Consider the following 22,465-nt stretch of genomic DNA (forward strand, 5'->3'; position numbering starts at 1 on the left):
GGCCGAGCGCGAGAGTTTGGATTTTGCGTGGCTCAGCCGCGGATATGCTGGGTCTGCTGGTAGACGGCCGTCGAGCGCGCGCCGGAACGGCAATAGCCGAGCATCGGCCGCTGGAACTCGTCGAGCGCGTCGACCATGCTCTTCACGGCGTCGGCGGTCACGCCCATCGGGCCGACGGGAATGTGCTTGGTTTCGATGCCGAGTTCTTCGGCACGGGCAGCGATGGAATCAAAGGTCGGCTGGTCCGGCGCCTCGAAGTCCGGGCGGTGGCAGACGATGGACTTGAAGCCGAGCGCCTTGATCTGGTCGAGGTCCTCGACCGCGATCTGGCCGGTGACCGAGTATTCGTCGTTGATCTGGCGGATGTCCATGGTCGTCTTCCTTGAGGCAAATTTCCCGGCCTCTGATGTAGGCGCAGCCTTATCTCCCGTCAATTCAAAAGCCGCATCGTCAAGGCGCAGGATCAGACGACCGAAAAGGCGATGGCGTAGCTGCGCGCCTCGCCCGGCTGAAGCGGTGTCAGTTCCCCGGCCGCAGCCAACTCCGGCCGTTTGGCGATCCGGTGCGATACCGGCTCGATGCTGATCACGTTGGCCTCTCCGCGCTGGCAGCGCCACATCTGCAGGAAGGGCAAAGTATCGGCCCGGAACCGCACTTTCAGATTTCGGCCGCCGAGCCCCGCGAGGTCCGCAAGCGTGACCTCCGACCACCCATCGGAACCGATGGCCGCCGGCAGGCAGAAATGTGCGCTCTCGCCGGTGCCGAAGCACCAGGCGCTCTCCCCGCCTGCAAGCGAAGCGCTGACGATGCGGGTCTCGTCCCCGAGCAACCGGCCGCCAATGTTGAGGTGATACATCATGACAGGCGGAAAGGCGGTGACGCCGGAATTGACGACGCGATCTTCGAGCACCACTTCGTGCCGTGCGGCATCGATCCGCCAGCGCCGCTCGACCCGGGCCCGCCCGCCATCGGCGAGCACCACCTCGATCGTCGCCGTGCACTCGGCCCCGTCGCTCGCCATCTCCGTGTGGCTGACGGCTGTTCCGGCCAGTGACCCGTGCAGCGGATAGCGTGCGCCTTCCGCGCCACCTTCGATCGCCTCGGGATGGCGGATATGGTCTGGACCGCAGGTAAAGAGAAAACCGGCCAGCGCCCGGTCGATCCTCGGGTCCCCATCCGACGGGATCGCAGCACCCGGCGACAGGTCGACGCCGTCGACGACGAAGGCGGCGATATCGAGCGCGGAGAGCCGGTCGAACAGCACATGATTCTCTTGAAGATCCTGTGGTTCTTCGAGCGTCTTCAGCATGTTCTCTTCCTCAAATCGGCCGCAGAATCACTGCAATCACAAAGAGATGATAGCTGAGGAGAGACGCATTTCACCGGTTGAAGCCCGGGATTGCGCCGCCTAGATAGAATTTAACTGCTTGTTCATGATGAATTCATTTTTTTCACATTAACGTCGAAATCGAAATGTATCGCGCCACATTCACCACAATGAAAACAGGTTCTCTCGTGACGTCAGCGACCCGCACAGGCCTCTCGCTCCTCGCCGCAGTCGGCTTTCTTGCCGTGGATCTGACGGCCGCCTTCGCGCAGGACTATCGCGGCTACAATCGCTATGGCGACGATGTCATGCTGGTCACGCCCGACGGTGAAATCCTCGATTATGTACCCCGCTCCGACGAAGTGCAGACCATGCGCGACAGCCGCGGCCGCACGCTTCTGATCGACAGCTGGGGTAATGTGGTCGCAACCGTGGTGCCCAATAATCGCGGCCGCCAACGCGACTACGGCGGCAACCGTCAGGGCGATTACGGCGGCTATCGCCGTCAGGGTGACGTGGATATCTATTCCAACCGACGCTACCGGGAAACCGAGCGCGGCTACGGCTATTCCGAGCCCGGCGACGTCACCGGCTCCGTTCCCGACTACCGCGACGTCGTTCCGCCGTCGACCGACGGCAACGAACTGCCAAACAGCCTACCCGGCCTGATCGACGGCACCCAGGAGGCTTCCGTCGATCCGAACGACGGCAACCCAATGCGCCAATCGATGCCGCCCGCGATCTCGGTCAAGTCGAAGTCGCGCGCCGAGATCACAGCACTTCAGGTCTTCCTCGACCGCGAAGGTTTTTCGCCGGGCGTGATCGACGGCAAGATGGGCTCGAACGTCACCAAGGCGATCGAAGCCTTTCAGCAGTCGACCGGCGAAACGCTCGATCCCAACAACACCGACGACATTCTCGAGCGGCTGCGGATGAACGGCGGCATGCCGATCACCAGCTACACGATCACGGCCGCCGACGCCGCCGGCCCCTATGTCGCGTCGATCCCCGAGGATTACGCGCACAAAGCGATGCTGCCGCACATGTCCTTCACCTCGACGACGGAAATGCTCGGCGAGAAGTTCCACATGGACGAGGCCTATCTGCGCGAGTTGAACCCGGGCGTCGATTTCACCATTCCAGGCACGATCATCAAGGTGATCAACCCCGGCGCCAACAAGACCGGCAAGGTCGCCCGCATCCTCGCCGACAAGGCGCGCAAGCAGGTGCTCGCCTATGACGACGCCGGCAAGCTGATTGCCGCCTATCCGGCAACGATCGGCTCGTCCGATACGCCGTCTCCGTCAGGCACGGTCAATGTCGAGCGCATCGCGCTCAATCCGGGCTACACATACAATCCGAAGATCAACTTCAAGCAGGGCAACAACGACAAGATTCTGACCCTGCAGCCGGGCCCGAACGGTCCCGTCGGCACGGTCTGGATCGCGCTCTCGAAGCCCACCTACGGCATTCACGGCACGCCGGAACCCTCGAAGATCGGCAAGACCCAGAGCCATGGCTGCGTGCGCCTGACCAACTGGGACGCGACCGAGCTTGCCAAGATGGTGAGCACGGGCGTCACGGTCGAGTTCGTCGACTGAGCGAAGCCGGCCGCCCGTTAACCGAACCGTTGTTTTTTTGGCATTTTTCTTGAGGCTTCCCCCAATTGGGTGAGTGACTTCGCGCCTGCAGCATAGATGATGGAGTTGCCTGGCCGACCATCCACGACGAGGCACTCTTTTTTAAATTTCTTTGCGCCGACCCGTCGGCTAAATCGTTTCAGACCTATCCATTTACGAAGACCGCAGCTGCCGACGACCCAGCTGCGGTTTTTTTCGAGCGCCGGGTGCAAAAGCCCTCCCGCCGCTCTCCCCGTCCATCATGACTTCATGAAACATTGTCATGAGAATTTTTCCGGCAATCGGCTATCACCGGATATCTCAACGACAATGGCCGACCTGCGGCCGCACTTGAAGGATGGCCTGAATGGCGACGGAGCGCACCCTGCCCAACCTCTGGCATGCGACGGCACCGGCCGCCCCTGAGACCAGGCCGCTCAGCCAGGACCTGACGACCGATGTGGCGATCATAGGCGGCGGCTTTACCGGCCTCTCGGCAGCGCTGCACCTGGCCGAAAAAGGCGTGAAGGCAACGGTCATCGAAGCCAAGATGATCGGCTTTGGCGGCTCCGGCCGCAATGTCGGCCTCGTCAATGCCGGCATGTGGGTGAAGCCCGACGACCTGATCTCGACGCTCGGCCCCGAGGCCGGCAACCGGCTGCTGACCGAACTCGGCGACGGCCCTTCGATGGTCTATGCGCTCGTGGAAAAACACGGGATGCCTTGCGAGGCGGTGCGCAACGGTACGCTGCACATGGCCGTCGGCAGCGAGGGCGTCACCGAGATCAAGGACCGCGAAGCGCAGTGGCAGAAGCGCGGCGCGCCGGTCGAGGCGCTTTCGGCCGAGCGGGCGCACGCGCTCACCGGCGCTGAAGGTTTTTCCGGCGCCCTCCTCGACCGCCGCGCCGGCACCATCCAGCCGCTCGCCTATGCCCGCGGGCTCGCCCGCGCTGCCCTTGCCGCCGGTGCCGAGATCTACACCGACACGCCGCTGACCGGTGCGGAGCGCCAGGGCGACAGCTGGGTATTGAAGGCCGGCAACAACACGGTCCGCGCGAAACAGGTGATCCTCGCCACCAATGCCTATGGCGGCCTCTTCGCCGAGAGCCCCTGGCAGGCCCATACGCAGGAACTGACGATCCTGCCCTATTTCCAGTTCGCCACCAATCCGCTGCCGGACGCCGTCGCCAAGCGCATCCTGCCGGAGCGCCAGGGCACCTGGGACACCGGCCTCGTCATGACCTCCTTCCGCATGGACCAGCAGAACCGGCTGATCTTCGGCTCGATCGGCCGGCTCGACGCGATCGCTGAAGGCACGCACCGCGCCTTTGCCGCCCGCTCGCTGCGCAAGCTCTTCCCCTTCATCGGCAATTTCCGGTTTGAGTACTGGTGGGACGGCCGCATCGGCATGACCACCAACAATCTGCCGGCCATGCACACGCTCGCCCCCAACGTCGTTTCCGTCAGCGGCTACAACGGCCGCGGCATCGCGCCGGGCACCGTCTTCGGCCGCGCACTCGCCAGCCATGTCACCGGCGAAACCTCGGCGATCCCGCTCGCCGAAACGCCCGTGACCCCGGACACCTGGCGCGGCGTGAAGTCCGCCTTCTACCACGCAGGCGCCCAGGCCAAGCACTTCATCGACCGTCGGTTCTGAGGTAGCGCACGGTGCGGACCGTTCATTTCGGTTCGCGACCATGCCATGCGGTTTCGCCACGGGGTGAAATGCGCGCCAGCCGGACTGCGCCGGCCCATGCTGACCTATCTTGAATGTTGAAACCCTGAGGTGTAGCGTCCGCCGCGGGTGCCCCTCCAAACCTGCTGCCGGGTTGAAGGGCCGCGGAACTTTACTCGACGACCATGTTCATCAACGTCGAAGCGTAATCGGCAGACTTCGACCAGGAGCATCGGATCGTCTCATGCTGCACCCGCAGGTCAGGTTCTCGCCGTCCAATATCGCCGCCCTGAAGAAGTCCCTCCGGGATCGTTACCCGCACATCAAGTCATCCCACCTGGACGAGGCAATCGCCGCGTCGTTCGGCTTCAAATCCCATGCGGCATTGCGCCCGGCGCTGCTTCAGGTCGGCAACCACGCCCGGCTGATCGTCATCACCGATCATATGTTGCTTCTGCTTCGGCTGGAGGAACTGGGATACCGAGATATCGACGCCGGAGACTTGCGCCACCTGATGTGGGACATCAAATTCCCCGACCACTGGTACGATCAGCACCTTGAAAAGGCCGTGACGAAACGCAGACGGCCGACAGCGGCCAATTCGCAATAGCGCAGCAGCGACCATCGGTGGCGCGTGCACGGTAGAGACCGTCGATGGCAAAGCCCAAAAACCGCTAGCGATTTGAAATCAGTCGGCTTAGCGTTGACCGATTGCACGTCGCAAGCAGACCCGTGCGAACGGGCCATTCGAGACAAGGAACTGGCCATGGCTAAGCTCGTGTTCGGAATGAACCAGTCGCTGGACGGCTACGTCGACCACATGGAGTTTGCGCCAAGTCCCACGCTCTTCCGCCATTTCATCAAGGAGGCCGAACAGCAGACGGGCAGCCTGTACGGTCGCCAGATCTATGAGATCATGCGCTACTGGGACGACGAGCATCCGGAATGGGATGCGGACAGACAGGCCTTCGCAGCCGCGTGGCGGAAGCAGCCGAAATGGGTCGTCTCGCGCTCCTCGGCGTCCGTCGGCCCCAATGCCCGGCTCGTCGACGGTGATCTTGCGGGCGCCGTGCGCAAGCTGAAGGCCGAGCACGACGGCGAGATCGAAGTGGCGGGCCCCGTCCTCGCGCACAGCCTCACCGAACTGGGCTTGATCGACGAGTACCGGATCTACCTGCACCCGGTCGTCCTTGGTCACGGCAACCCCTATTTCGCCGGCCCCCGCCCGCGGCTCCGCCTGATCGCTCATGATCGCATCGGCGAGGACGTGGTGCGGCTGGTCTACGTTCCTGCTTAGTCGCCGGACTTGCCGGTCCCGTCAGCGCGCGGCTGTGTGCGTTGCGCTGCCCGAAAGCTAGCAGTGTTGACTTCCCTGCCGCCCGATCGGCACGGCGAAATCCGCATTCGACCCGGTTCGCTTTTCAGATGCGACCTTGGCTTTCAAGCCAGATGAGCGCTCCGCGAACTGCGGCTCCGGCAAGTTGGTGCTGCCTTTGCTCTCACTCGGAGCGTCTCCAGCGATACGACCAACCGTCGATCCTCTCCTCGGTGGCCTTCAGCAACAAGGCGTCAGGCAGGAACTGGCCACGCACCAGGCCAATCTTTTCGAGAACACGGCAGCTGGTCTCATGTGAAGCCGCGCATATGGTATGAACCTCGGATAGGGGTGACTGCTGCTTGACCCAATGCATAATCGCAAGACCGGCTTCCGTCGCCAGCCCCCGTCCCCAATAGGCCGGACCGATGCCATAGTGAATTTCCGCGCGGTCCCCATCCACAAACATGAGGAAGAGGCCCATCGGCCGCTGGTCGCTGCGGTCGATGATGCTCCAGATGAAGCGGTCACCATCCGCCCAGCTGCTTTCTCCCCACGCATGGATGACCGCCTCGGTGCTGGATTGTGCGGGATGAGCGCCGCGCGGCAAAAATCGTGCTGCCATGCTGTTGCCGGTGTATTCCGTAAACACGGACGCTGCGTGTTCAGAGCGGGCTGCACGCAGGTGAAGGCGGCTTGTCGTTAGTTCAACGGGCGGCGTGATCAACTTCAGGTGTCCGGGCGGGGCAGAGCGCGCGGACATCTTAATTCCATCGGGACAAAGAGCGAAAGCCACCATCGATCGCTTCCGGCGTAGAAAGTCCCTGGCCTCGCGGTGAAGCTGCCCCCAACTTCACCGCGCCGCGATCAGCAAAGCAAAACGCCTCGGATCATCCCTGACCCGAGGCGTTGTCTCTTGAAAGGAAGGCGCGATTACGCCGCTGCGCGGTAACCCGAGCCGGCGCTGACCTGCACCTGACCCGACGTGCGGAACGCCCGCAGACGCGTGGCGATGTGCTCGGCCTCTCCCGTCAATGCCTGGCTTGCGGCGTTCGCCTGCTCGACCATGGCGGCGTTCTGCTGCGTGATCTGGTCCATCTGGGTAATCGCGGTGTTGACCTCCTGCAGGCCGGTTGCCTGTTCGGCGGTGCTGGCGCGGATGGCGCCGAAGACGGAGCTGACCTCGACGACCTGGGCGACGATCTGCTGCAGCGACTGCGCCACCTGATTGACCGAATTGACGCCGTCGTCCACCTGGCCGCGCGACTTGGCGATCAGGCCCTGGATGTCCTTGGCCGCTTCGGCGCAACGCTGGGCCAGCGCCCGGACTTCGGAGGCGACGACCGCAAAGCCCCTGCCCGCCTCGCCGGCGCGGGCCGCTTCGATGCCGGCGTTCAGCGCCAGGAGGTTGGTCTGGAAGGCGATCTCGTCGATGACATCGACGATCCGCGCGATGCTGGCGGAAGACGTCTGGATCTCCTGCATCACCTCGATCGCGTGGCTGACGATCTCGCCGCTCTGTTCGGCATTGGCGCGGGCGGCAATCACGGTCGAATTCGCCTGGTTGGCGCCTTCGGCCGTCTGCTTGACCGTGCGCGTCACCTGCTCGACAGCAGCGGCCGTCTCTTCAAGGTTGGCCGCCTGCCGTTCCGTGCGCCGGGCCAGATCGTCGGCAGCCGCCGCAATCTCCTTGGCGCTCGTATGGATCTGGCTGGCGCCGGCCTCGATGCCGCCGATGGCGCGTGCAAGCTCGCCGATCGCGTGGTTGAAATTTTCGCCAAGCTCCTGATAGGCAACCGGCAGGTCCGCACCGATGCGTGCCGTCAAGTCGCCATCGGCGATCTTCTTCAGCGCCGCGCCGAAGGTCTTGCTGATCAGCGCGCGTTCGGCAGCCAGCACTTCTTCCTGCACCGCACGTTGCTTGGTGACGTCGGAGGCGTCCATGTAGACGGAGATCGACAGATCCATGTCGAGGAAGACGCCCTTGATCAGGCTCGACAGCATCGCGCCCATGTCCTCGGCCGAGGTCCCCTTACGCGAGAACAGGCCGGCCTTCGGCCAGTGCGCCTTGACGATTTCGGTGATCAGATGCTCGGCGATCAGCGCGTAGCCGCCGATGTACCAGCGCGGCTCGAGCCCGATGCGGGCGTGCACCAGGCCGATGGTGCGAACCTTGGCGCTGTAATCCTCGTTGAAATTGGCATCGACGATATTGGCCCAGTGGCCGACCTGGGCGCCCTTGGCGCGGTCGATATGAGCGTCGGAGGAGAAGAAGCGCTTGGTCTCGGCCGTCGTCTTGACCTTGACGTAGAACTTGTCGAGCGCGGGTTTAAGTTCCTTCTCGAGGATCGGCTTCAGCGCCTTCAGGCTCGTCTTGGCGGCGTCATCGAGCGCCATGAAATTCAGACGACCGGCAACGTCTTGCGTGCCGGCAGCGGCGTGTTCCGTTTTCATGCGCGAACTTCCCTGCATGCTCATTTCTGGATCATGGAGACAGGATCTAGGGCGCTGCAGCGTCTGAGATCATGGCCGCAATCATGGCGGCTGGTTGCCCTGTTCAGTCGGTCGCAGGGGCAAGCTGTGTCCTGGGCCACTGATAGAAGCGCAGGGTAAAGGAAGCCTTACGCGAAACAGCTATTTCGCGAGGCCTGAAATACAACTCAACCGGAACTGACGAATATCAATTCCGGTTGATACGCAATAAACGGTGGAACGGCGAAGGATCAGGCGGCGTTTCGCGAAGCCCAGGATGGCATGCGCGCAGCCCAGGAGCGGCGCGTCTTGACCGGCATCAGCGCCTGCACTTCCTTGGCGAGGGCTGCTGCGTTTTCGCGCGCCTTGTCGAGATTGCTGACGCGGTTCGGATCCATCGTCTGCAGCGTGCCGCCAAAATCGAAGATCTCGCGATAGGCGGCGCGCTCGACGATCGGCGTGTCGAGAACCGAGACGCCGCGCTCGGCGAGCATCGCCTTGATCGTCTGCAGCGCACGCGTGGTGACCAGCGAATTGACGCGGGTGAGCACCACAGAATGGTTGATGCGCAGGCCCGAACGGTCCTGGATCTGGCGGATCACCTCAAGAATTTGAGCCGCACCCTTGGCATCCATGGCGCAGCCCTGCACCGGGATCAGCACCTGGTCAGAGATGGCGAGTGCAAGTGCTACGATCTGGTCCTTGGCGCCCGCGAGATCGATGACGATATAATCCGCTTCGTCCTTCGCCTCGCGGATATGACATTCGAGCGAGCCGGGCGTGATGTGCGAAATGACGGTGAGGTTGGCGATATGGCCGGAAGCCTCCGCCCAGCTGGTGATCCAGCGCTGCGGATCAGCGTCGAGGACGACCACCCGGTGCCCCTGCCGCGCCAGTTCCGTCGACAGGATCAGCGCCGCGGTCGTCTTGCCCGCACCACCCTTTGCATTGGCGAAAGTGATGACCGCCATGATATTCCCCATTCTATGCCTGTATCGCGCTGAACCGGACGGCCACAGCCGGTGGTTCGCTTCTTAACGAAACCTTACAGAATTTGGTTAACGAAACGGTAACGCCGGCACGTCAAACCTGACAGTCGGCCTTGAGGCTGCGTGCCAGCGACACTGCTATGGTGATGAAAATGCTGGAGTTCTGGCCTCAGACCGGCAAAACTGCCGGTTCGCTCACGTGCTGTGATCGATAGCACATCGACGAGAACGGCCCGTGCCGCACCGCCTCGCCTGTCGGGCTGAGCAGGGTCAGCACGTCATTCGCAAACGCCTGGGCGTTGGCCTGCGCCTTGGCAAGGTTGCTGACCTTCGCGGGGTCGAGAGAGGAAAGCGTGTCGCCCCGCTCAAAGAGTTCGCGGAAGGCCGTACGCTCCACCAGCGGGGTGTCGACGAGCCGGATCCGGTTCTCCGAAAGCAGCAGCTTGACCCGGCGCATCGCCCGCGTCGTCACGATCGGGTTGACCCGGGTCAGCAGAACCGCGTGGTTGATGTTGGCGCGCGCGTTGTTCTCGATGTGGCGGATCAGGTCCAGCACCTGGATGGCGCCGCGCGCATCCATCACACAGCCCTGCACCGGGATCAGCGTCAGGTCCGAAAGACCGATCGCCAGCGCCACCAGCACGTCGGCCGCCCCGGAGAGATCGATGATCACATGCTCGACCTGACCGCGCAGCCGCCGGAGATGATCGCTGAGCGTGGTTGTCGCGACACCTGAGAGAACGAAGAGATTGCCATCGTTGCGGCCGTGGCGGAACCAGTCGGTCATGCAGGCGAGTGGATCGCAATCAAGAACCGCAACGCGATCGCCGCGCCGGGCGAATTCGCAGGCAAGCAGCAAGGCTGCCGTTGTCTTGCCGGCTCCCCCCTTCGCATTCGCGAGGGATACAATCGCCATCGGTCGACCCTAACTCAACGCAGGCCCGGATTTTCGCGGGCCGATACATACGCACACCCTAATGCAAGCGTTCCAGACCGCGGTAAACAAAGCGTAAAGAAAACGCTCCGCGAGCCCGAAACGTGACAGTTCGATGACGATTAGGTGACAGATCCGCCGCAATGGCAAGTGGTATTTTTGGGCTAACTAAACCGATAGGCCGACGCCTTCGCCGGGGGGCAAAGGCGTCGGGAATTGGTCAGATGCACTCGCGGAAGAGCTTCTTCGCGGCGTCGAGCGTCAACTCGACCGGGTTGCCGCCGGCCGTCGGGTCGACGATCGCCATCTCCGACATTTCGTCGATCCGGTCGGTGCCAACGCCGAGGGCTGCGAGCTTGTCCGGAACGCCGAGTTCCTCGCGCAACTTCAGCACGTAGTCGTAGAAGCCGTCGAAGCCACCGGAAATGCCGAGATAGGCGGCAGCGCGCACTATTCTGTCCTCGATCGCCGGACGGTTGAAACGCAGCACCGGCGGCATCACGACCGCATTGGTCATGCCGTGGTGGGTGTTGTAGATCGCGCCCACCGGATGCGACAGCGAGTGGATGGCGCCAAGGCCCTTCTGGAACGCGACGGCACCCATGGCGGCCGCACTCATCATGTTGGCGCGCGCCTCGATGTCGGTGCCGTCCTTGTAGGCGCGCGGCAGGTATTCCTTCACCAGCCGCATGCCTTCAAGCGCAATGCCCGCAGACATCGGATGATAGAAGGGCGAGGAATAGGCTTCCAGGCAATGGGCAAAGGCGTCCATGCCGGTGCCCGCCGTGATCACCTTAGGCATGCCGACCGTCAGTTCCGGGTCGCAGATCGTGACTGCCGGTAGGAACTTCGGATGGAAGATCACCTTTTTCACATGGCTTGCCGAATTGGTGATGACGCTGGCGCGGCCGACTTCAGAGCCGGTGCCGGCGGTGGTGGGCACTGCAATGATCGGTGCAATGCCTTCGACGCTCGCCCGCGTCCACCAGTCACCGATATCCTCGAAGTCCCAGACCGGGCGGCTCTGCCCGGCCATGAAGGCGACGCACTTGCCGAGGTCGAGGCCAGAGCCGCCGCCGAAGGCGACGACGCCGTCATGGCCTCCATCCTTGAACGCCTTCACGCCGGCGGCGAGATTGATGTCGTTCGGGTTCGGATCGACGTCGGCAAAGATCGCGCGGCCGAGGCCGGCGGCCTCGAGGATATCGAGCGCATTTTGCGTAATCGCCATCGGCGCGAGGCCCCGATCGGTAATCAGCAGCGGCTTCTTCATGCCGACCGCCTTGCAATGGTCGGCAAGCTCCTTGATCCGGCCGGCACCGAACTTGATGGACGTCGGATAGCTCCAGTTGGCGGTGATGGTCATGCGGTGACTTTCTTCAGATGATAGGATTTCGGACGGGTGAGGTTCTGGAAGCCGATGACCGAAAGCGAGCCGCCGCGGCCGGTTTCCTTGACGCCGGTCCAGCAGAGCGCCGGGTCGAGATAGTCGGCGCGGTTCATGAACACCGTGCCAGTCTCGATGTCGGCGCCGATGCGCGCGGCACGCTCGGCATCCCTGGTCCAGAGCGATGCGGTAAGGCCATACTGGCTATCGTTCATCAACTCGATCGCCTGGCTGTCGCTCTTCACCTTCATGATGCCGACGGCAGGGCCGAAGGTCTCTTCGCGCATAAAGGCCATGGAGTGGTCGACATTTACGAGGATCTGCGGCGCGAGATAGGCGCCGCCGTCGTCGGCAGGGAAAAGCTTCGGGTCGATCAGAGCCTTGGCGCCCTTGGCAACGGCGTCGGCGATCTGCTCGCGCACGGTGGCAGCAAAACGCTTGTTGGCCATCGGCCCCAGTGTCGTTTCCGGATCGAGCGGATTGCCGAGCTTGTAGTTGGAAACCCAGGCGACCGACTTCTCGACGAAGGCGTCGTAGAGCGATTCATGCACGTAAATGCGCTCGATGCCGCAGCAGCATTGGCCGGAATTGTAGGTGGCGCCGTCCATCAGCGTGTCGACGGCCGCATCCAGGTCCGCGTCTTCCATGACATAACCCGGATCCTTGCCGCCGAGTTCGAGGCCGAGACCGGTGAAGGTGCCGGCCGCCGCGCGCTCGATCGACCGCCCGCCTTCGACCGAACCGGTGAAGTTGACGAAGTCGAAGCTCCTGGCCGCAATCAGCGCCGCCGTTGTTTCGTGGTCGAGGAAGATGTTCTGGAAGACGTCGGCGGGAACGCCGGCCTCGACGAAGGCGCGCACCATGCGCTCGCCGACGAGGATCGTCTGGCTCGCATGTTTGATGATGACCGTGTTGCCGGCCATCAGCGCCGGCGCGACCGTGTTGATCGCGGTCATGTAAGGGTAGTTCCAAGGTGCAACGACGAAGACGACACCGTGCGGCTCGCGGGCGATGCGGCGCTCGAAGCGGTCGCTCTCCTCGATCACCAGCGGCTTCAGTGCATCGGCGGCGATGGTCGCGACATAGTTCGAGCGCTCGTTGAAGCCCTTGAATTCGCCGCCATAGCGCACCGGCCGGCCCATCTGCCAGGCAAGCTCCGGCACCACTTCGTCGACCATCTCGTTGAGGCGCGCGACACCGGCCAGAACCAGATTGACGCGCTCGTCGAGCGGACGGCGCGCCCAGGCCTTCTGCGCCTGGCGGGCGCGGGAAACCACCTGCTTTGCCATGTCCAGCGGCATCGCCGGGCGTTCTGCGTAGACCTCGCCGTTCACCGGCGAAATGCACTTGATCATGCTCATGATCGTCTTCCTGCTTTCATTGCGAATGATGCGATGGCCGCTCCGGTCAGGAACGGCCATCCTTGTGAATGATTATGTCGCGGGTCAGGCCCGTTCGAAACCGCGTGCGACCTCCCAGTCGGTGACGCGGCGATCATATTCTTCCTGCTCCCAGCGCCCTGCCCGTGCATAGTGCTCGATGACCTCGTCGCCGAAGGCGGCGCGCAGCATCTTCGATTCCGTCAGCGCGGCCGTCGCATCGCGAAGCGTGCGCGGGATCTCGCGCACGTCCTTGCCGCCATAGGCATCACCGACGAAGGGCGCTTCCAGTTCCATCTTGTTTTCGATACCGGAAATGCCCGCCGCGATCAAAGCGGCGAAAGCGAGATAGGGATTGAGATCGGAGCCGCCGACGCGGCATTCGATACGGATCGCCTTGGTGTCTTCGCCGCAGAGACGATAGCCGGCCGTGCGATTGTCCTTGCTCCAGACCGCCTTGGTCGGCGCGAAGGTACCGGCCATGAAGCGCTTGTAGGAGTTGATGTAGGGGGCGAGGAAATAGGTGATCTCGCTCGCATGGGTGAGAAGCCCGGCCACGTAATGGCGCATCATCTCGGACATGCCGTATTTGCCGCTCTCGTCGTAGAACTTCGACGACTTGCCGTCCGCACTCCAGAGCGACTGGTGGATATGCGAGGACGAACCGGCGGCCGCATAGTTCCACTTGGCGAGGAAGGTGATGGCCTTGCCGCGCGACCAGGCGATTTCCTTGCAACCGTTCTTGATGATCGCATGCCGGTCGGCCATGGTCAGCGCGTCGGCATAGCGTACGTTGATCTCTTCCTGGCCGGCCGACGCCTCACCCTTGGAATTCTCGACCGGAATGTCTGCACCCTGGAGACCGTTGCGGATCGCCCGCATCACGTCCTCTTCCTTGGTCGTCTGGAAGATGTGGTAGTCCTCGTTGTAGCCGCTGACGAGCTGCAGATCGCGATAGCCGGACTGGCGGGCGTCGTCATAGGACTGGTCGAAGAGGAAGAATTCGAGCTCGCTCGCCATATAGGCCTTGAGGCCCATCTTCTCGAGACGCGCCACCTGCTTCTTCAGGATCGCCCGCGGCGAATGCGGCACTTCCTCATGGGTGTGATGGTCGAGCATGTCGCAGAGAACCAGCGCCGTGCCTTCGAGCCAGGGGATGCGGCGAAGCGTCGAAAGGTCCGGCTTCATCGTATAGTCGCCGTAGCCCTTTTCCCAGCTTGTCGCCTTGTAGCCGGGAACGGTCTCCATCTCCATGTCGGTCGCCAGCAGGTAGTTGCAGCTATGCGTTTCCTTCCAGGCGCCATCGACGAAGAACTGCGCGTGGAAGCGCTTGCCCATCAGCCGGCCTTGCATGTCGACCTGGCAGGCGAGCACCGTATCGATGCGGCCGGCGGCGACGTCTTCCTTCAACTCGTCAAACGTATAGCTCATCAACTTCCATCCCATGTTTTGTCACGCGGCCGTTCCCTTGAGGTCACGATATTTTTTGGCCGCGTGAACGTGATCAGCTCGAATTGTCTGGCGCGGAGTGCGGGCCGGAAGCCGCGCACATTGTTTTCGATTTCGTCCGGCCCCAAAGAAAAGGCGGAAGTCGCGGTCGCGCTTCCGCCCTTTTGTCGTTGATCAGATCTGGCCGACGGCCTTCTCTGCAGCGGCGATCTCTGCCTGACGGCGTGCCACTTCGTCACCGATCGGCGGGCCGCGGAAGCGGCGGCTCTCGAAGCCGAACCAGACAGCGCCGGTCAGCACCAGGAAGCCCACGGTGATGTAGAGTGCCCAGTCGTTCGGCGGCTGCACGCCGAGGATGAAGATCAGCACCATGGCGATGATCGAGAGCACCGCGAACAGCTTGAACATGCTCTCACCGAGGTTCCACGGACCCATCTTGTCCCACTTCGAGGTTCCCCAGGCGAAGAGGCCGAGGGTGATCGGGATCGCGAAGGAGAAGAACAGGAAGATGACCGTGCACGAAACGACGATGGTGTAGACCGGCGTCTCGCCGATCGAGACCAGCGACGAGCCCCAGACGAACAGGACCGACAGGATCGAGCCGATCCAGATCGCGGCAACCGGCGTGCGGTAGGTCGGGCTCACCTTGGCAAGCGCCTTGGAGGCCGGCAGGCCGCCGTCACGCGAAAACGCGAAGATCATGCGCGACACCGAGGTCACCGTTGCCAGGCCGCACAGCCACTGGCTGACGAGGATGGCGAGATAGAGGATGTCCTTGATGATGGGGTGCACCTGCGCATCCATCGCCCAGAAGAACACGTTCCAGCCCTGCTTGGCGGCTTCATCCATGTTCGGGATCATCAGCACGAACGAGCACAGCATGATATAGCCGAAAAGCGCCGACCAGAGCACCGACGAGACCATGCCACGCGGCACCGAATGGGCGGCTTTGACCGTCTCTTCGGAGGTGTGCGCCGAAGCGTCATAGCCGGTGATCGTGTAGATCGGCAGGAGCAGGCCGAGCAGGAACACCCAGGTGCCCGAGGTCTGAGGCCACACGTTGCCGCCGGCTTCACCGGAGTAGTTGGAGAAGGTGAAGAGACGGGCGATGTCGTAGCTGTCGGCTGCGACGAGGCACACGAGCGCCAGCAGGATCGACGTCGCGAAGATCAGGTAGCCCGAAAAGTCGGTGAGCTTGGCTGTCAGCCCGATGCCCATGTGGTTTACCAGCGCCTGCCCGCCGGTGATGATGGCGAGGAAGACGATGCGCGTCAGAGTCGTATCGGCGAGGCCGAAATAGGGCGTGCCGAAGGAACCCATGAAGAAATAATAGGTGCCGACGTTGATCGCACCGAGAACGGTGACGAGACCGAGCAGGTTGAACCATGCTGTCAGCCAGCCGGTGAAGCGGTTGCCGAGGATTGAACCCCAGTGATAGAGGCCACCCGCCGTCGGATAGGCCGAGCTGATCTGTGCCATGGCAACGGCGAAAACCAAGGAGATGAAGCAGCCAAGCGGCCAACCGATGCCGATCGCGGCGCCCCCCGCGCCGGCGGTCGCCTGGGCGAGCGAGTTGATGCCGCCCGAAAGAATGCAGATGATCGAGAACGACACCGCGAAGTTCGAGAACTGGCTCATGCGCCGCTCGAGCTCCTGGGCATAGCCCATCGAGTGCAGGACGCTCATGTCCTGCTTTTTGTCTGAATCACTGTAGTCCGACATTTTTCTTCCCCTGATTTCTTCAGACCACACCGCCCCATTGCGGCAGGGTCCCATCAACCACCTGCCCCGGTTGGCCGGAACAGGACCGCGGCAACGCCGCTCCCCAGGGTCTTTTATTGTGCTGAAACAGCCGCAGCGCCTTTGCGCAGCAGCCCTTCCAGGTAATCGGCCATGACCCTTTGGCCGATGTCATTGCGAATGAGATCGTTGCGGATCTCGATCATCACATTCGGCAGTCCGTTGTGGACGCCATATTCGATCAGGCTATGGGTAACGCCGTCGGCCGGCCCATAGGGCTCGTTGCGCCGGATGTCATAGGCAACCTGCCCCTTGGTGGCGGTCGCGAGCATATGGTCGGCCAGCCGGCTGTCGGCATCGTGAAGCACGCCGACTTCGACGGCGCGCGGCTTGCCGAAATAGACGGGCGTGAAACTGTGCATCGTCACGAGAACAGGCGGGCGCCCCGCGGCCTTGCGGTCGGATACGAACCGGGCGACGGCATCGTGGAACGGCCGATAGATCTCGTCGACCCGCGCCTGGCGCTCGTCGGCCGACATCGTCCGGTTTCCCGGGATCTCGTAGACCTCGCTGACAGCAGGCATCGCCGCATCCGCTTCCGGCGGGCGGTTGCAGTCATAGGCAAGGCGGGAGAAGCGCTGGTAGATCAGGGACCCGTCGAGCTTTGTTGCGAGCAGCTTGGCAACCGCAAGCGCACCCGGGTCCCAGGCAATATGACTTTCGAGCGCCTGTTCGCTGAGGCCAAGCGTGCCCAGGCGTTCGGGAACGAGGCGCGAGGCATGCTCGCAGACGAGCACAATATCGCCCTTGCCTGCGGCGTTCTCGATCGCAACCGGATCGCCATCTGCTTCGGTCAAAAGTCGCGTCAACACCGGCATCCCCTCTTGCCCCGTTAGACGTTCGTTAATGAAAAGAATTCTTCAGAGGATGACGCATGTCAATCAAAATCTGAAACGATCTCTTCAAAATTGCGATTGACTCCAATTGTGACAGCGATGTTTAATCTGTCACAAACCGGCTTAAGATCGGTTCAGGGGAGACAATTTGAGCAGCAAGGCGACGTCCACCACCGTGTCGGATGTGATCAACGCCCACTTCACCGTGCTGACCCGCGCGGAGAAGCAATTGGCGGAGACGCTTCTCGACAATTATCCCGTTTCGGGACTCGGTTCGATCACCACGGTTGCCGAGAACGCCGGCGTTTCGACACCGACGGTCGCCCGCATGGTGCAGAAGCTCGGTTTCCGCGGTTTTCCGGATTTCCAGGCAAGGCTGCATCAGGAATTGGAAGCGACGATTTCCAATCCGATCACCAAGCACGACCGCTGGGCTGCCAATGCACCCGGCACCCACACGCTCAACCGCTTTGCCGACGCGATCACCAGCAATCTGCGCGAGACGCTGACCCAGATCGAGCCGCAGGAATTCGACGAGGCGGCCGCGCTGATCGCCGACCGCAAGCGCAGCATCTATCTGCTCGGCGGCCGCATCACCCGCTCGCTCGCCGATTATCTCTTCACCCACCTTCAGGTCATTCGGCCGGGGGTCACCGAAATCGCCACCAATGCCAGCGCCTGGCCGCACTACGTGCTCGACATGCGCCAGGGCGACGTACTGATTCTCTTCGACATTCGCCGCTACGAGCAGGAGATGGTGACGCTTGCCAAATCCGCCCGCGAGCGGGGTGTCGAGATCATCCTTTTTACCGATCGCTGGAGTTCACCGGTCGCCAAGTCCGCCTCAAGGGTGTTTCGCTCGCAGATCGAGGTGCCGTCCGCCTGGGACAGCTCCGTCGTCATCCTGTTCTTGATCGAGGCCCTGATCGAGGCCGTTCAGAGTTCGAACTGGGACGAAACCCGGGATCGGATGAAGACGCTCGAGGGCCTGTTCGATTCCACCCGCATCTTTCGCAAACCGGTCTAGGAGAATTCGCCGACACGTTCACAGGATTTCATGCAGTTATGCGACAGTGGCCCGCCGAAGCCAAAAAAGAAATGTTCTTCCAACGACATACGCGGCGCGAACGGATAAACCCCTGTCACATTACTTTCATCGCATCTCTTTAACAGCTTCGCCGAAATCGACTGAAACCCCACGAATTTGACTAAACCCATAAGGAGAACTCCAGTGATTTCAAAAACCCAACGCCTGCTTTCACTCTCCACCGCCATTTTCCTGGCGACGACGGCAATCGCCGCTGCCGAACCGAGCGCCGAGCTCATCGAAGCCGCCAAGAAGGAAGGCATGCTGACGACCGTCGCCCTGCCCCACGACTGGTGCGGCTACGGCGACGTCATCGCTTCCTTCAAGGCCAAGTATCCGGAAATCCAGGTCAACGAACTGAACCCGGACGCAGGCTCGGCCGACGAAGTCGAAGCCGTCAAGGCCAACAAGGACAACAAGGGCCCGCAGGCTCCTGACGTCGTCGACGTCGGTCTCGCCTTCGGCCCGCAGATGAAGGCCGAAGGCCTGCTGCAGCCCTACAAGGTCTCCACCTGGGACGAGATCCCGGACAGCGTCAAGGACGCCGAAGGCTACTGGTACGGCGACTACTACGGCGTCATGTCCTTCCTCGTGAACAAGGACCTCGTCCAGAACGCACCGAAGGACTGGGCTGATCTGCTGAAGCCGGAATATGCCGGCCAGGTTGCTCTCGCCGGTGACCCCCGCGCCTCGAACCAGGCGATCCTCGGCGTTCTCGCCGCTGGCCTCGCCAAGGGTGCAAAGTCCGGCAAGGAAGCTGGTGAAGCTGGTCTCGGCTACTTCGCCGAACTGAACAAGGCCGGCAACTTCGTTCCGGTTATCGGCAAGTCGGGCACGCTCGCCCAGGGCTCGACCCCGATCGTCGTTGCCTGGGACTACAACGCGCTCGGCTGGGCAAAGACGCTCAACGGCAACCCGCCGACCGAAGTCGTCGTTCCGGCCAGCGGCGTTCTCGCCGGCGTCTACGTTCAGGGCATCTCCGCCTACGCGCCGCACCCGAACGCAGCGAAGCTGTGGATGGAGCACCTCTACTCCGACGAAGGTCAGCTCGGCTGGCTCAAGGGCTTCTGCCACCCGACCCGCTTCAACGCCATGGTCAAGGCCGGCAAGGTTCCCCAGGAGCTGATCGACGCCCTGCCGCCGGCAGCCGCTTACGAGAAGGCCTACTTCCCGACGCTCGAAGAAGTCGACGCCAACAAGGCTGCCGTCACCGGCGGCTGGGATTCCGTCGTCGGCGCGAACGTTCAGTAAGCCTTTCCACAGACATGTCGCCCCGACCGGTTTTCCGGTCGGGGCGCATAGGTTATTCGTAAGAAATTCAAGTCCTTGGAGCGAGATCTGGGAGCCGTGCGCGGCTTCGTCGGTTTCCCGCTTCTTGCTTGCAACAATCGATAACGCCCGCGTGGAAAACGCGGCTTCAGGGGCGCGAACGGAATGTCATCTGCTAAACCCGACGCCAGCCCGCCGGCGCGTCGCCTACCGCTTCACTGGCTGGGCATTCTTCCCTTTGCCGCCTTCGTGACGCTGTTCCTGCTTTTGCCGACGATGAAGATCGTGGTCGGCGCGTTTCAGACGCCCGATGGCAGCTTCACGCTCGACAACATCCGCGGCCTGTTCACGCCCTCGATTCTGGCTGCCTACTGGATCTCCATCAAGATCAGCATCGCCTCGGCGCTTCTCGGCTGCCTGATCGGCTTTGCCATGGCGTCCGCCATCGTCTTCGGCGGCTTGCCGAAGGGGATCCGCGGACCGCTCCTGACCTTCTCCGGCGTCGCCTCCAACTTTGCCGGCGTACCGCTCGCCTTTGCCTTTCTCGCGACGCTTGGACCTGTCGGCATCGTCACCGTCTTCCTGCGCTCGAACTTCGGGCTCGACCTCCGGATGCTCGGCTTCAACCTGCTGTCCTTCTGGGGGCTGACGGTCACCTATCTGTTCTTCCAGATCCCGCTGATGATCCTGATCATCACGCCGGCACTCGACGGCCTGAAGCGCGAATGGCGCGAGGCCGCCGAGATCCTCGGCGCCACCGGCCTGCAATACTGGCGCATGGTCGCCTTCCCGATCCTGCTTCCGTCGCTGCTCGGCACGCTGGCGCTGCTTTTCGCCAATGCCTTCGGCGCCGTTGCGACCGCGATCGCACTCACCGGCTCGTCGCTCTCGATCGTGCCGATCCTGCTCTTTGCCCAGATCCGCGGCGACGTGCTCGGCAACCCGCATCTCGGTTACGCGCTCGCCTTCGGCATGATCGTCGTCACCGGTATCGCCAACGCGATCTACATCTGGCTGCGCAGCCGCAGCGAAAGGTGGCTGAAATGAAGAAGATCTGGGCCTGGGGAGCCCTCGTTTTCGGCCTCCTCTATTTCACCCTGCCGCTCATCGGCATGACCAACTTCTCCTTGAAGATGCGCCGCGGCGAATACTCCTTCGACGCTTACCAGAAGGTCTTCGCCGACCCGCGTTTCCAGGAGACCTTCACCTACTCGGTGCTGCAGGCCTTGTTCACCATCCTCTTCGGTGTTCTGCTCGTCGTGCCGACAGCCTACTGGGTCCGCCTCAAGCTGCCGCGGCTGCGCCCCGTCATCGAGTTCATCACGCTGCTGCCGCTGGTCATCCCAGCGATCGTCATCGTCTTCGGCTACATCCGGCTCTACAACACCTCGAGCTGGCTGCCGTTGACGGGCTCGCTCACCGGCACCAACATCCTCCTGATGTTCGGCTATGCGACGCTTGCGCTGCCCTACATGTACCGCGCGGTCGACACCGGCCTTCGCACCATCGACGTCGCCACCTTGACCGAGGCTGCCCAAAGCCTCGGCGCCGGATGGACGACGATCCTTGCCAAGATCATTCTGCCGAACGTGCTCGTCGCCGTGCTCTCGGGCGCCTTCCTGACCTTTGCCATCGTCATCGGCGAGTTCACCATGGCGGCCTTGCTCAACCGCCCGGCTTTCGGCCCCTACATGCAGCTCCTGGGCGCCAACCGCGCCTATGAACCGGCCGCACTCGCCGTCATTGCATTCGGCATCACCTGGGGCTGCCTCGGCCTCATCCAGCTCGTCTCGCGCTTTCAAAAAAGCGCGCCTCCTAAGGCCTGAGGACCGCACCCATGAGTTTCCTGTCACTCACCAGCATCAAGAAGTCCTTCGGCCCGGTTCACGTCGTGCACGATTTCAACATGGACATCGAAAAGGGCGAGTTCGTCTCGTTCCTCGGGCCATCGGGCTGCGGCAAGACCACGGTCCTGCGCATGATCGCCGGCTTCGAAAGCCCGACCAGCGGCAAGATCGTCATCAACGGCCGCGACCAGAACTCGCTGAAGCCCAACCAGCGCAACATCGGCATGGTGTTCCAGGCCTATGCGCTGTTTCCCAACATGAACGTGCATGACAACGTCGCCTTCGGCCTCAAGGTCGCAGGTACAGACAAGTCGGAGATCGACGCGAGGGTGAAGCAGATGCTCGGGCTGATCAAGCTCGAGCACCTGGCGGACCGCTTCCCCTACCAGCTCTCCGGCGGCCAGCAGCAGCGCGTTGCGCTTGCCCGCGCCATTGCGGTCAAGCCGCAGGTGCTGCTGCTCGACGAGCCGCTGTCGGCGCTCGACGCCAAGATCCGCGTGTCGCTGCGCGAGGAAATCCGGCAGATCCAGCAACAGCTCGGCATCACCACCGTGTTCGTGACCCATGACCAGGAAGAAGCGCTGTCGATCTCCGATCGCATCGTCGTCATGAATGCCGGCCGCGCCGACCAGATCGGCACCCCCTTCGAGATCTACAACACGCCGTCAACGCGTTTCGTCGCCTCCTTCGTCGGCACGCTCAGCATCATCGAAGGCAAGGTCGCGGACCCGGCCGCGGGTGCCGTCACGATCGGCAACCAGCAGATCGCGCTGAAGGATCCGATTGCCGGCATGAAGGGCGGCGACAGCATTTCGCTGGCGCTTCGTCCCGAAGCGGGCTCGATCGCCGAGGGCGCCACGGGCGACACGTCGCTTTCCGGCGAGGTCGTCTCGACGAGCTTCCTCGGCTCGGTCATCCGCACGCGCCTTCGCGTCGGCGGCGACGTCATCTCCTTCGACATGTTCAACAATCCGGGTGTGGCCCCGCCGGTTTCCGGCGACAATGTCACGCTGCGCTTTGCCGCCAAGGACCTCTTGGTCATCCGCGAGTAAGCGGATTGGAAGCCATCGGAACGATTTC

20 protein-coding genes are annotated in these 22,465 nt (G+C 62.6%); 9 read left to right on the forward strand and 11 right to left on the reverse strand.

Annotated features, from left to right (window positions below; genetic code table 11):
* Positions 1–32: 32 nt before the first annotated feature.
* On the reverse strand, positions 33–371 hold the full coding sequence (locus tag AC3WVQ_RS11595) for a protein tyrosine phosphatase family protein (protein WP_034792356.1): 339 nt from the start codon (positions 369–371) through the stop codon (positions 33–35).
* 92 nt (positions 372–463) lie between these two features.
* Positions 464–1,309: a DUF4432 family protein gene (locus AC3WVQ_RS11600; protein ID WP_060605550.1), complete on the reverse strand. Its 846-nt coding sequence runs from the start codon at positions 1,307–1,309 to the stop codon at positions 464–466.
* Between the two features lie 164 nt (positions 1,310–1,473).
* Here AC3WVQ_RS11600 and AC3WVQ_RS11605 point away from each other — a divergent pair, with 164 nt between their 5' ends.
* From AC3WVQ_RS11605 to AC3WVQ_RS11620, 4 genes are all read left to right on the forward strand, one after another.
* Positions 1,474–2,928, forward strand: coding sequence for a L,D-transpeptidase family protein (locus tag AC3WVQ_RS11605; RefSeq protein WP_034792355.1), 1,455 nt, complete (start codon positions 1,474–1,476; stop codon positions 2,926–2,928).
* A 385-nt stretch (positions 2,929–3,313) separates the two neighbouring features.
* The gene (locus tag AC3WVQ_RS11610) at positions 3,314–4,603 is read left to right on the forward strand and encodes an NAD(P)/FAD-dependent oxidoreductase (RefSeq protein WP_060605553.1); all 1,290 of its coding nucleotides are present in this window, start codon (positions 3,314–3,316) and stop codon (positions 4,601–4,603) included.
* A gap of 262 nt (positions 4,604–4,865) precedes the next feature.
* Complete coding sequence (locus AC3WVQ_RS11615) at positions 4,866–5,231, forward strand: hypothetical protein (RefSeq protein WP_060515904.1); 366 nt, start codon at positions 4,866–4,868, stop codon at positions 5,229–5,231.
* Positions 5,232–5,387: 156 nt separating this feature from the next.
* Positions 5,388–5,918, forward strand: a complete 531-nt coding sequence (locus AC3WVQ_RS11620; RefSeq protein WP_090294326.1) for a dihydrofolate reductase family protein — start codon at positions 5,388–5,390, stop codon at positions 5,916–5,918.
* Between the two features lie 202 nt (positions 5,919–6,120).
* On the opposite strand, the gene AC3WVQ_RS11625 is transcribed toward AC3WVQ_RS11620, so the two are convergent.
* The 9 genes from AC3WVQ_RS11625 to AC3WVQ_RS11665 form a co-directional block, all read right to left on the reverse strand.
* Complete coding sequence (locus tag AC3WVQ_RS11625) at positions 6,121–6,735, reverse strand: GNAT family N-acetyltransferase (RefSeq protein WP_492382730.1); 615 nt, start codon at positions 6,733–6,735, stop codon at positions 6,121–6,123.
* A gap of 134 nt (positions 6,736–6,869) precedes the next feature.
* Positions 6,870–8,390 (reverse strand): globin-coupled sensor protein, encoded by a 1,521-nt coding sequence (locus tag AC3WVQ_RS11630; RefSeq protein ID WP_176960262.1) that lies wholly within the window; start codon positions 8,388–8,390, stop codon positions 6,870–6,872.
* A 269-nt stretch (positions 8,391–8,659) separates the two neighbouring features.
* On the reverse strand, positions 8,660–9,379 hold the full coding sequence (locus tag AC3WVQ_RS11635) for an AAA family ATPase (RefSeq protein ID WP_090294328.1): 720 nt from the start codon (positions 9,377–9,379) through the stop codon (positions 8,660–8,662).
* Between the two features lie 187 nt (positions 9,380–9,566).
* Complete coding sequence (locus tag AC3WVQ_RS11640; protein ID WP_063891130.1) at positions 9,567–10,313, reverse strand: AAA family ATPase; 747 nt, start codon at positions 10,311–10,313, stop codon at positions 9,567–9,569.
* A gap of 238 nt (positions 10,314–10,551) precedes the next feature.
* A complete protein-coding gene (locus tag AC3WVQ_RS11645) occupies positions 10,552–11,697 on the reverse strand; it encodes an iron-containing alcohol dehydrogenase (protein WP_060515901.1) in 1,146 nt (381 codons plus the stop codon).
* Positions 11,694–13,079 (reverse strand): aldehyde dehydrogenase family protein, encoded by a 1,386-nt coding sequence (locus AC3WVQ_RS11650; RefSeq protein WP_060605765.1) that lies wholly within the window; start codon positions 13,077–13,079, stop codon positions 11,694–11,696. Before AC3WVQ_RS11650 ends, AC3WVQ_RS11645 begins: the two co-directional genes overlap by 4 nt.
* 84 nt (positions 13,080–13,163) lie before the next feature.
* A complete protein-coding gene (locus AC3WVQ_RS11655; RefSeq protein WP_034792288.1) occupies positions 13,164–14,528 on the reverse strand; it encodes a glutamine synthetase family protein in 1,365 nt (454 codons plus the stop codon).
* Between the two features lie 192 nt (positions 14,529–14,720).
* Positions 14,721–16,268, reverse strand: coding sequence for an amino acid permease (locus AC3WVQ_RS11660; protein ID WP_034792285.1), 1,548 nt, complete (start codon positions 16,266–16,268; stop codon positions 14,721–14,723).
* Positions 16,269–16,381: 113 nt separating this feature from the next.
* A complete protein-coding gene (locus AC3WVQ_RS11665) occupies positions 16,382–17,155 on the reverse strand; it encodes an N-formylglutamate amidohydrolase (protein ID WP_082566243.1) in 774 nt (257 codons plus the stop codon).
* A 175-nt stretch (positions 17,156–17,330) separates the two neighbouring features.
* Here AC3WVQ_RS11665 and AC3WVQ_RS11670 point away from each other — a divergent pair, with 175 nt between their 5' ends.
* The 5 genes from AC3WVQ_RS11670 (at position 17,331) to AC3WVQ_RS11690 (ending at position 22,437) form a co-directional block, all read left to right on the forward strand.
* A complete protein-coding gene (locus AC3WVQ_RS11670) occupies positions 17,331–18,209 on the forward strand; it encodes a MurR/RpiR family transcriptional regulator (RefSeq protein ID WP_034792277.1) in 879 nt (292 codons plus the stop codon).
* Between the two features lie 204 nt (positions 18,210–18,413).
* On the forward strand, positions 18,414–19,520 hold the full coding sequence (locus tag AC3WVQ_RS11675; RefSeq protein WP_034792275.1) for an ABC transporter substrate-binding protein: 1,107 nt from the start codon (positions 18,414–18,416) through the stop codon (positions 19,518–19,520).
* 183 nt (positions 19,521–19,703) lie between these two features.
* Positions 19,704–20,585 carry an ABC transporter permease gene (locus AC3WVQ_RS11680; protein WP_034792273.1) on the forward strand — a complete coding sequence of 294 codons (882 nt, stop codon included), beginning with the start codon at positions 19,704–19,706 and terminating at the stop codon, positions 20,583–20,585.
* Positions 20,582–21,364 carry an ABC transporter permease gene (locus AC3WVQ_RS11685; RefSeq protein ID WP_034792271.1) on the forward strand — a complete coding sequence of 261 codons (783 nt, stop codon included), beginning with the start codon at positions 20,582–20,584 and terminating at the stop codon, positions 21,362–21,364. The genes AC3WVQ_RS11680 and AC3WVQ_RS11685 overlap by 4 nt, the downstream gene beginning before the upstream one ends.
* Before the next feature lie 11 nt (positions 21,365–21,375).
* The gene (locus AC3WVQ_RS11690; protein ID WP_090294330.1) at positions 21,376–22,437 is read left to right on the forward strand and encodes an ABC transporter ATP-binding protein; all 1,062 of its coding nucleotides are present in this window, start codon (positions 21,376–21,378) and stop codon (positions 22,435–22,437) included.
* Positions 22,438–22,465 lie beyond the last annotated feature (28 nt).

Source organism: Ensifer sp. EB106-05-01-XG146 (genome assembly GCF_058791875.1).

Coding starts and splice junctions, on each gene's coding strand:
- AC3WVQ_RS11615 (WP_060515904.1), top strand. CDS start 4,866: ATGCTGCACCCGCAGGTCAGGTTCTCGCCGTCCAATATCGCCGCCCTG.
- AC3WVQ_RS11685 (WP_034792271.1), top strand. CDS start 20,582: ATGAAGAAGATCTGGGCCTGGGGAGCCCTCGTTTTCGGCCTCCTCTAT.
- AC3WVQ_RS11655 (WP_034792288.1), bottom strand. CDS start 14,528: ATGAGCTATACGTTTGACGAGTTGAAGGAAGACGTCGCCGCCGGCCGC.
- AC3WVQ_RS11680 (WP_034792273.1), top strand. CDS start 19,704: ATGTCATCTGCTAAACCCGACGCCAGCCCGCCGGCGCGTCGCCTACCG.
- AC3WVQ_RS11630 (WP_176960262.1), bottom strand. CDS start 8,390: ATGAAAACGGAACACGCCGCTGCCGGCACGCAAGACGTTGCCGGTCGT.
- AC3WVQ_RS11595 (WP_034792356.1), bottom strand. CDS start 371: ATGGACATCCGCCAGATCAACGACGAATACTCGGTCACCGGCCAGATC.
- AC3WVQ_RS11650 (WP_060605765.1), bottom strand. CDS start 13,079: ATGAGCATGATCAAGTGCATTTCGCCGGTGAACGGCGAGGTCTACGCA.
- AC3WVQ_RS11600 (WP_060605550.1), bottom strand. CDS start 1,309: ATGCTGAAGACGCTCGAAGAACCACAGGATCTTCAAGAGAATCATGTG.
- AC3WVQ_RS11635 (WP_090294328.1), bottom strand. CDS start 9,379: ATGGCGGTCATCACTTTCGCCAATGCAAAGGGTGGTGCGGGCAAGACG.
- AC3WVQ_RS11620 (WP_090294326.1), top strand. CDS start 5,388: ATGGCTAAGCTCGTGTTCGGAATGAACCAGTCGCTGGACGGCTACGTC.
- AC3WVQ_RS11640 (WP_063891130.1), bottom strand. CDS start 10,313: ATGGCGATTGTATCCCTCGCGAATGCGAAGGGGGGAGCCGGCAAGACA.
- AC3WVQ_RS11645 (WP_060515901.1), bottom strand. CDS start 11,697: ATGACCATCACCGCCAACTGGAGCTATCCGACGTCCATCAAGTTCGGT.
- AC3WVQ_RS11690 (WP_090294330.1), top strand. CDS start 21,376: ATGAGTTTCCTGTCACTCACCAGCATCAAGAAGTCCTTCGGCCCGGTT.
- AC3WVQ_RS11660 (WP_034792285.1), bottom strand. CDS start 16,268: ATGTCGGACTACAGTGATTCAGACAAAAAGCAGGACATGAGCGTCCTG.
- AC3WVQ_RS11610 (WP_060605553.1), top strand. CDS start 3,314: ATGGCGACGGAGCGCACCCTGCCCAACCTCTGGCATGCGACGGCACCG.
- AC3WVQ_RS11605 (WP_034792355.1), top strand. CDS start 1,474: ATGTATCGCGCCACATTCACCACAATGAAAACAGGTTCTCTCGTGACG.
- AC3WVQ_RS11625 (WP_492382730.1), bottom strand. CDS start 6,735: ATGGTGGCTTTCGCTCTTTGTCCCGATGGAATTAAGATGTCCGCGCGC.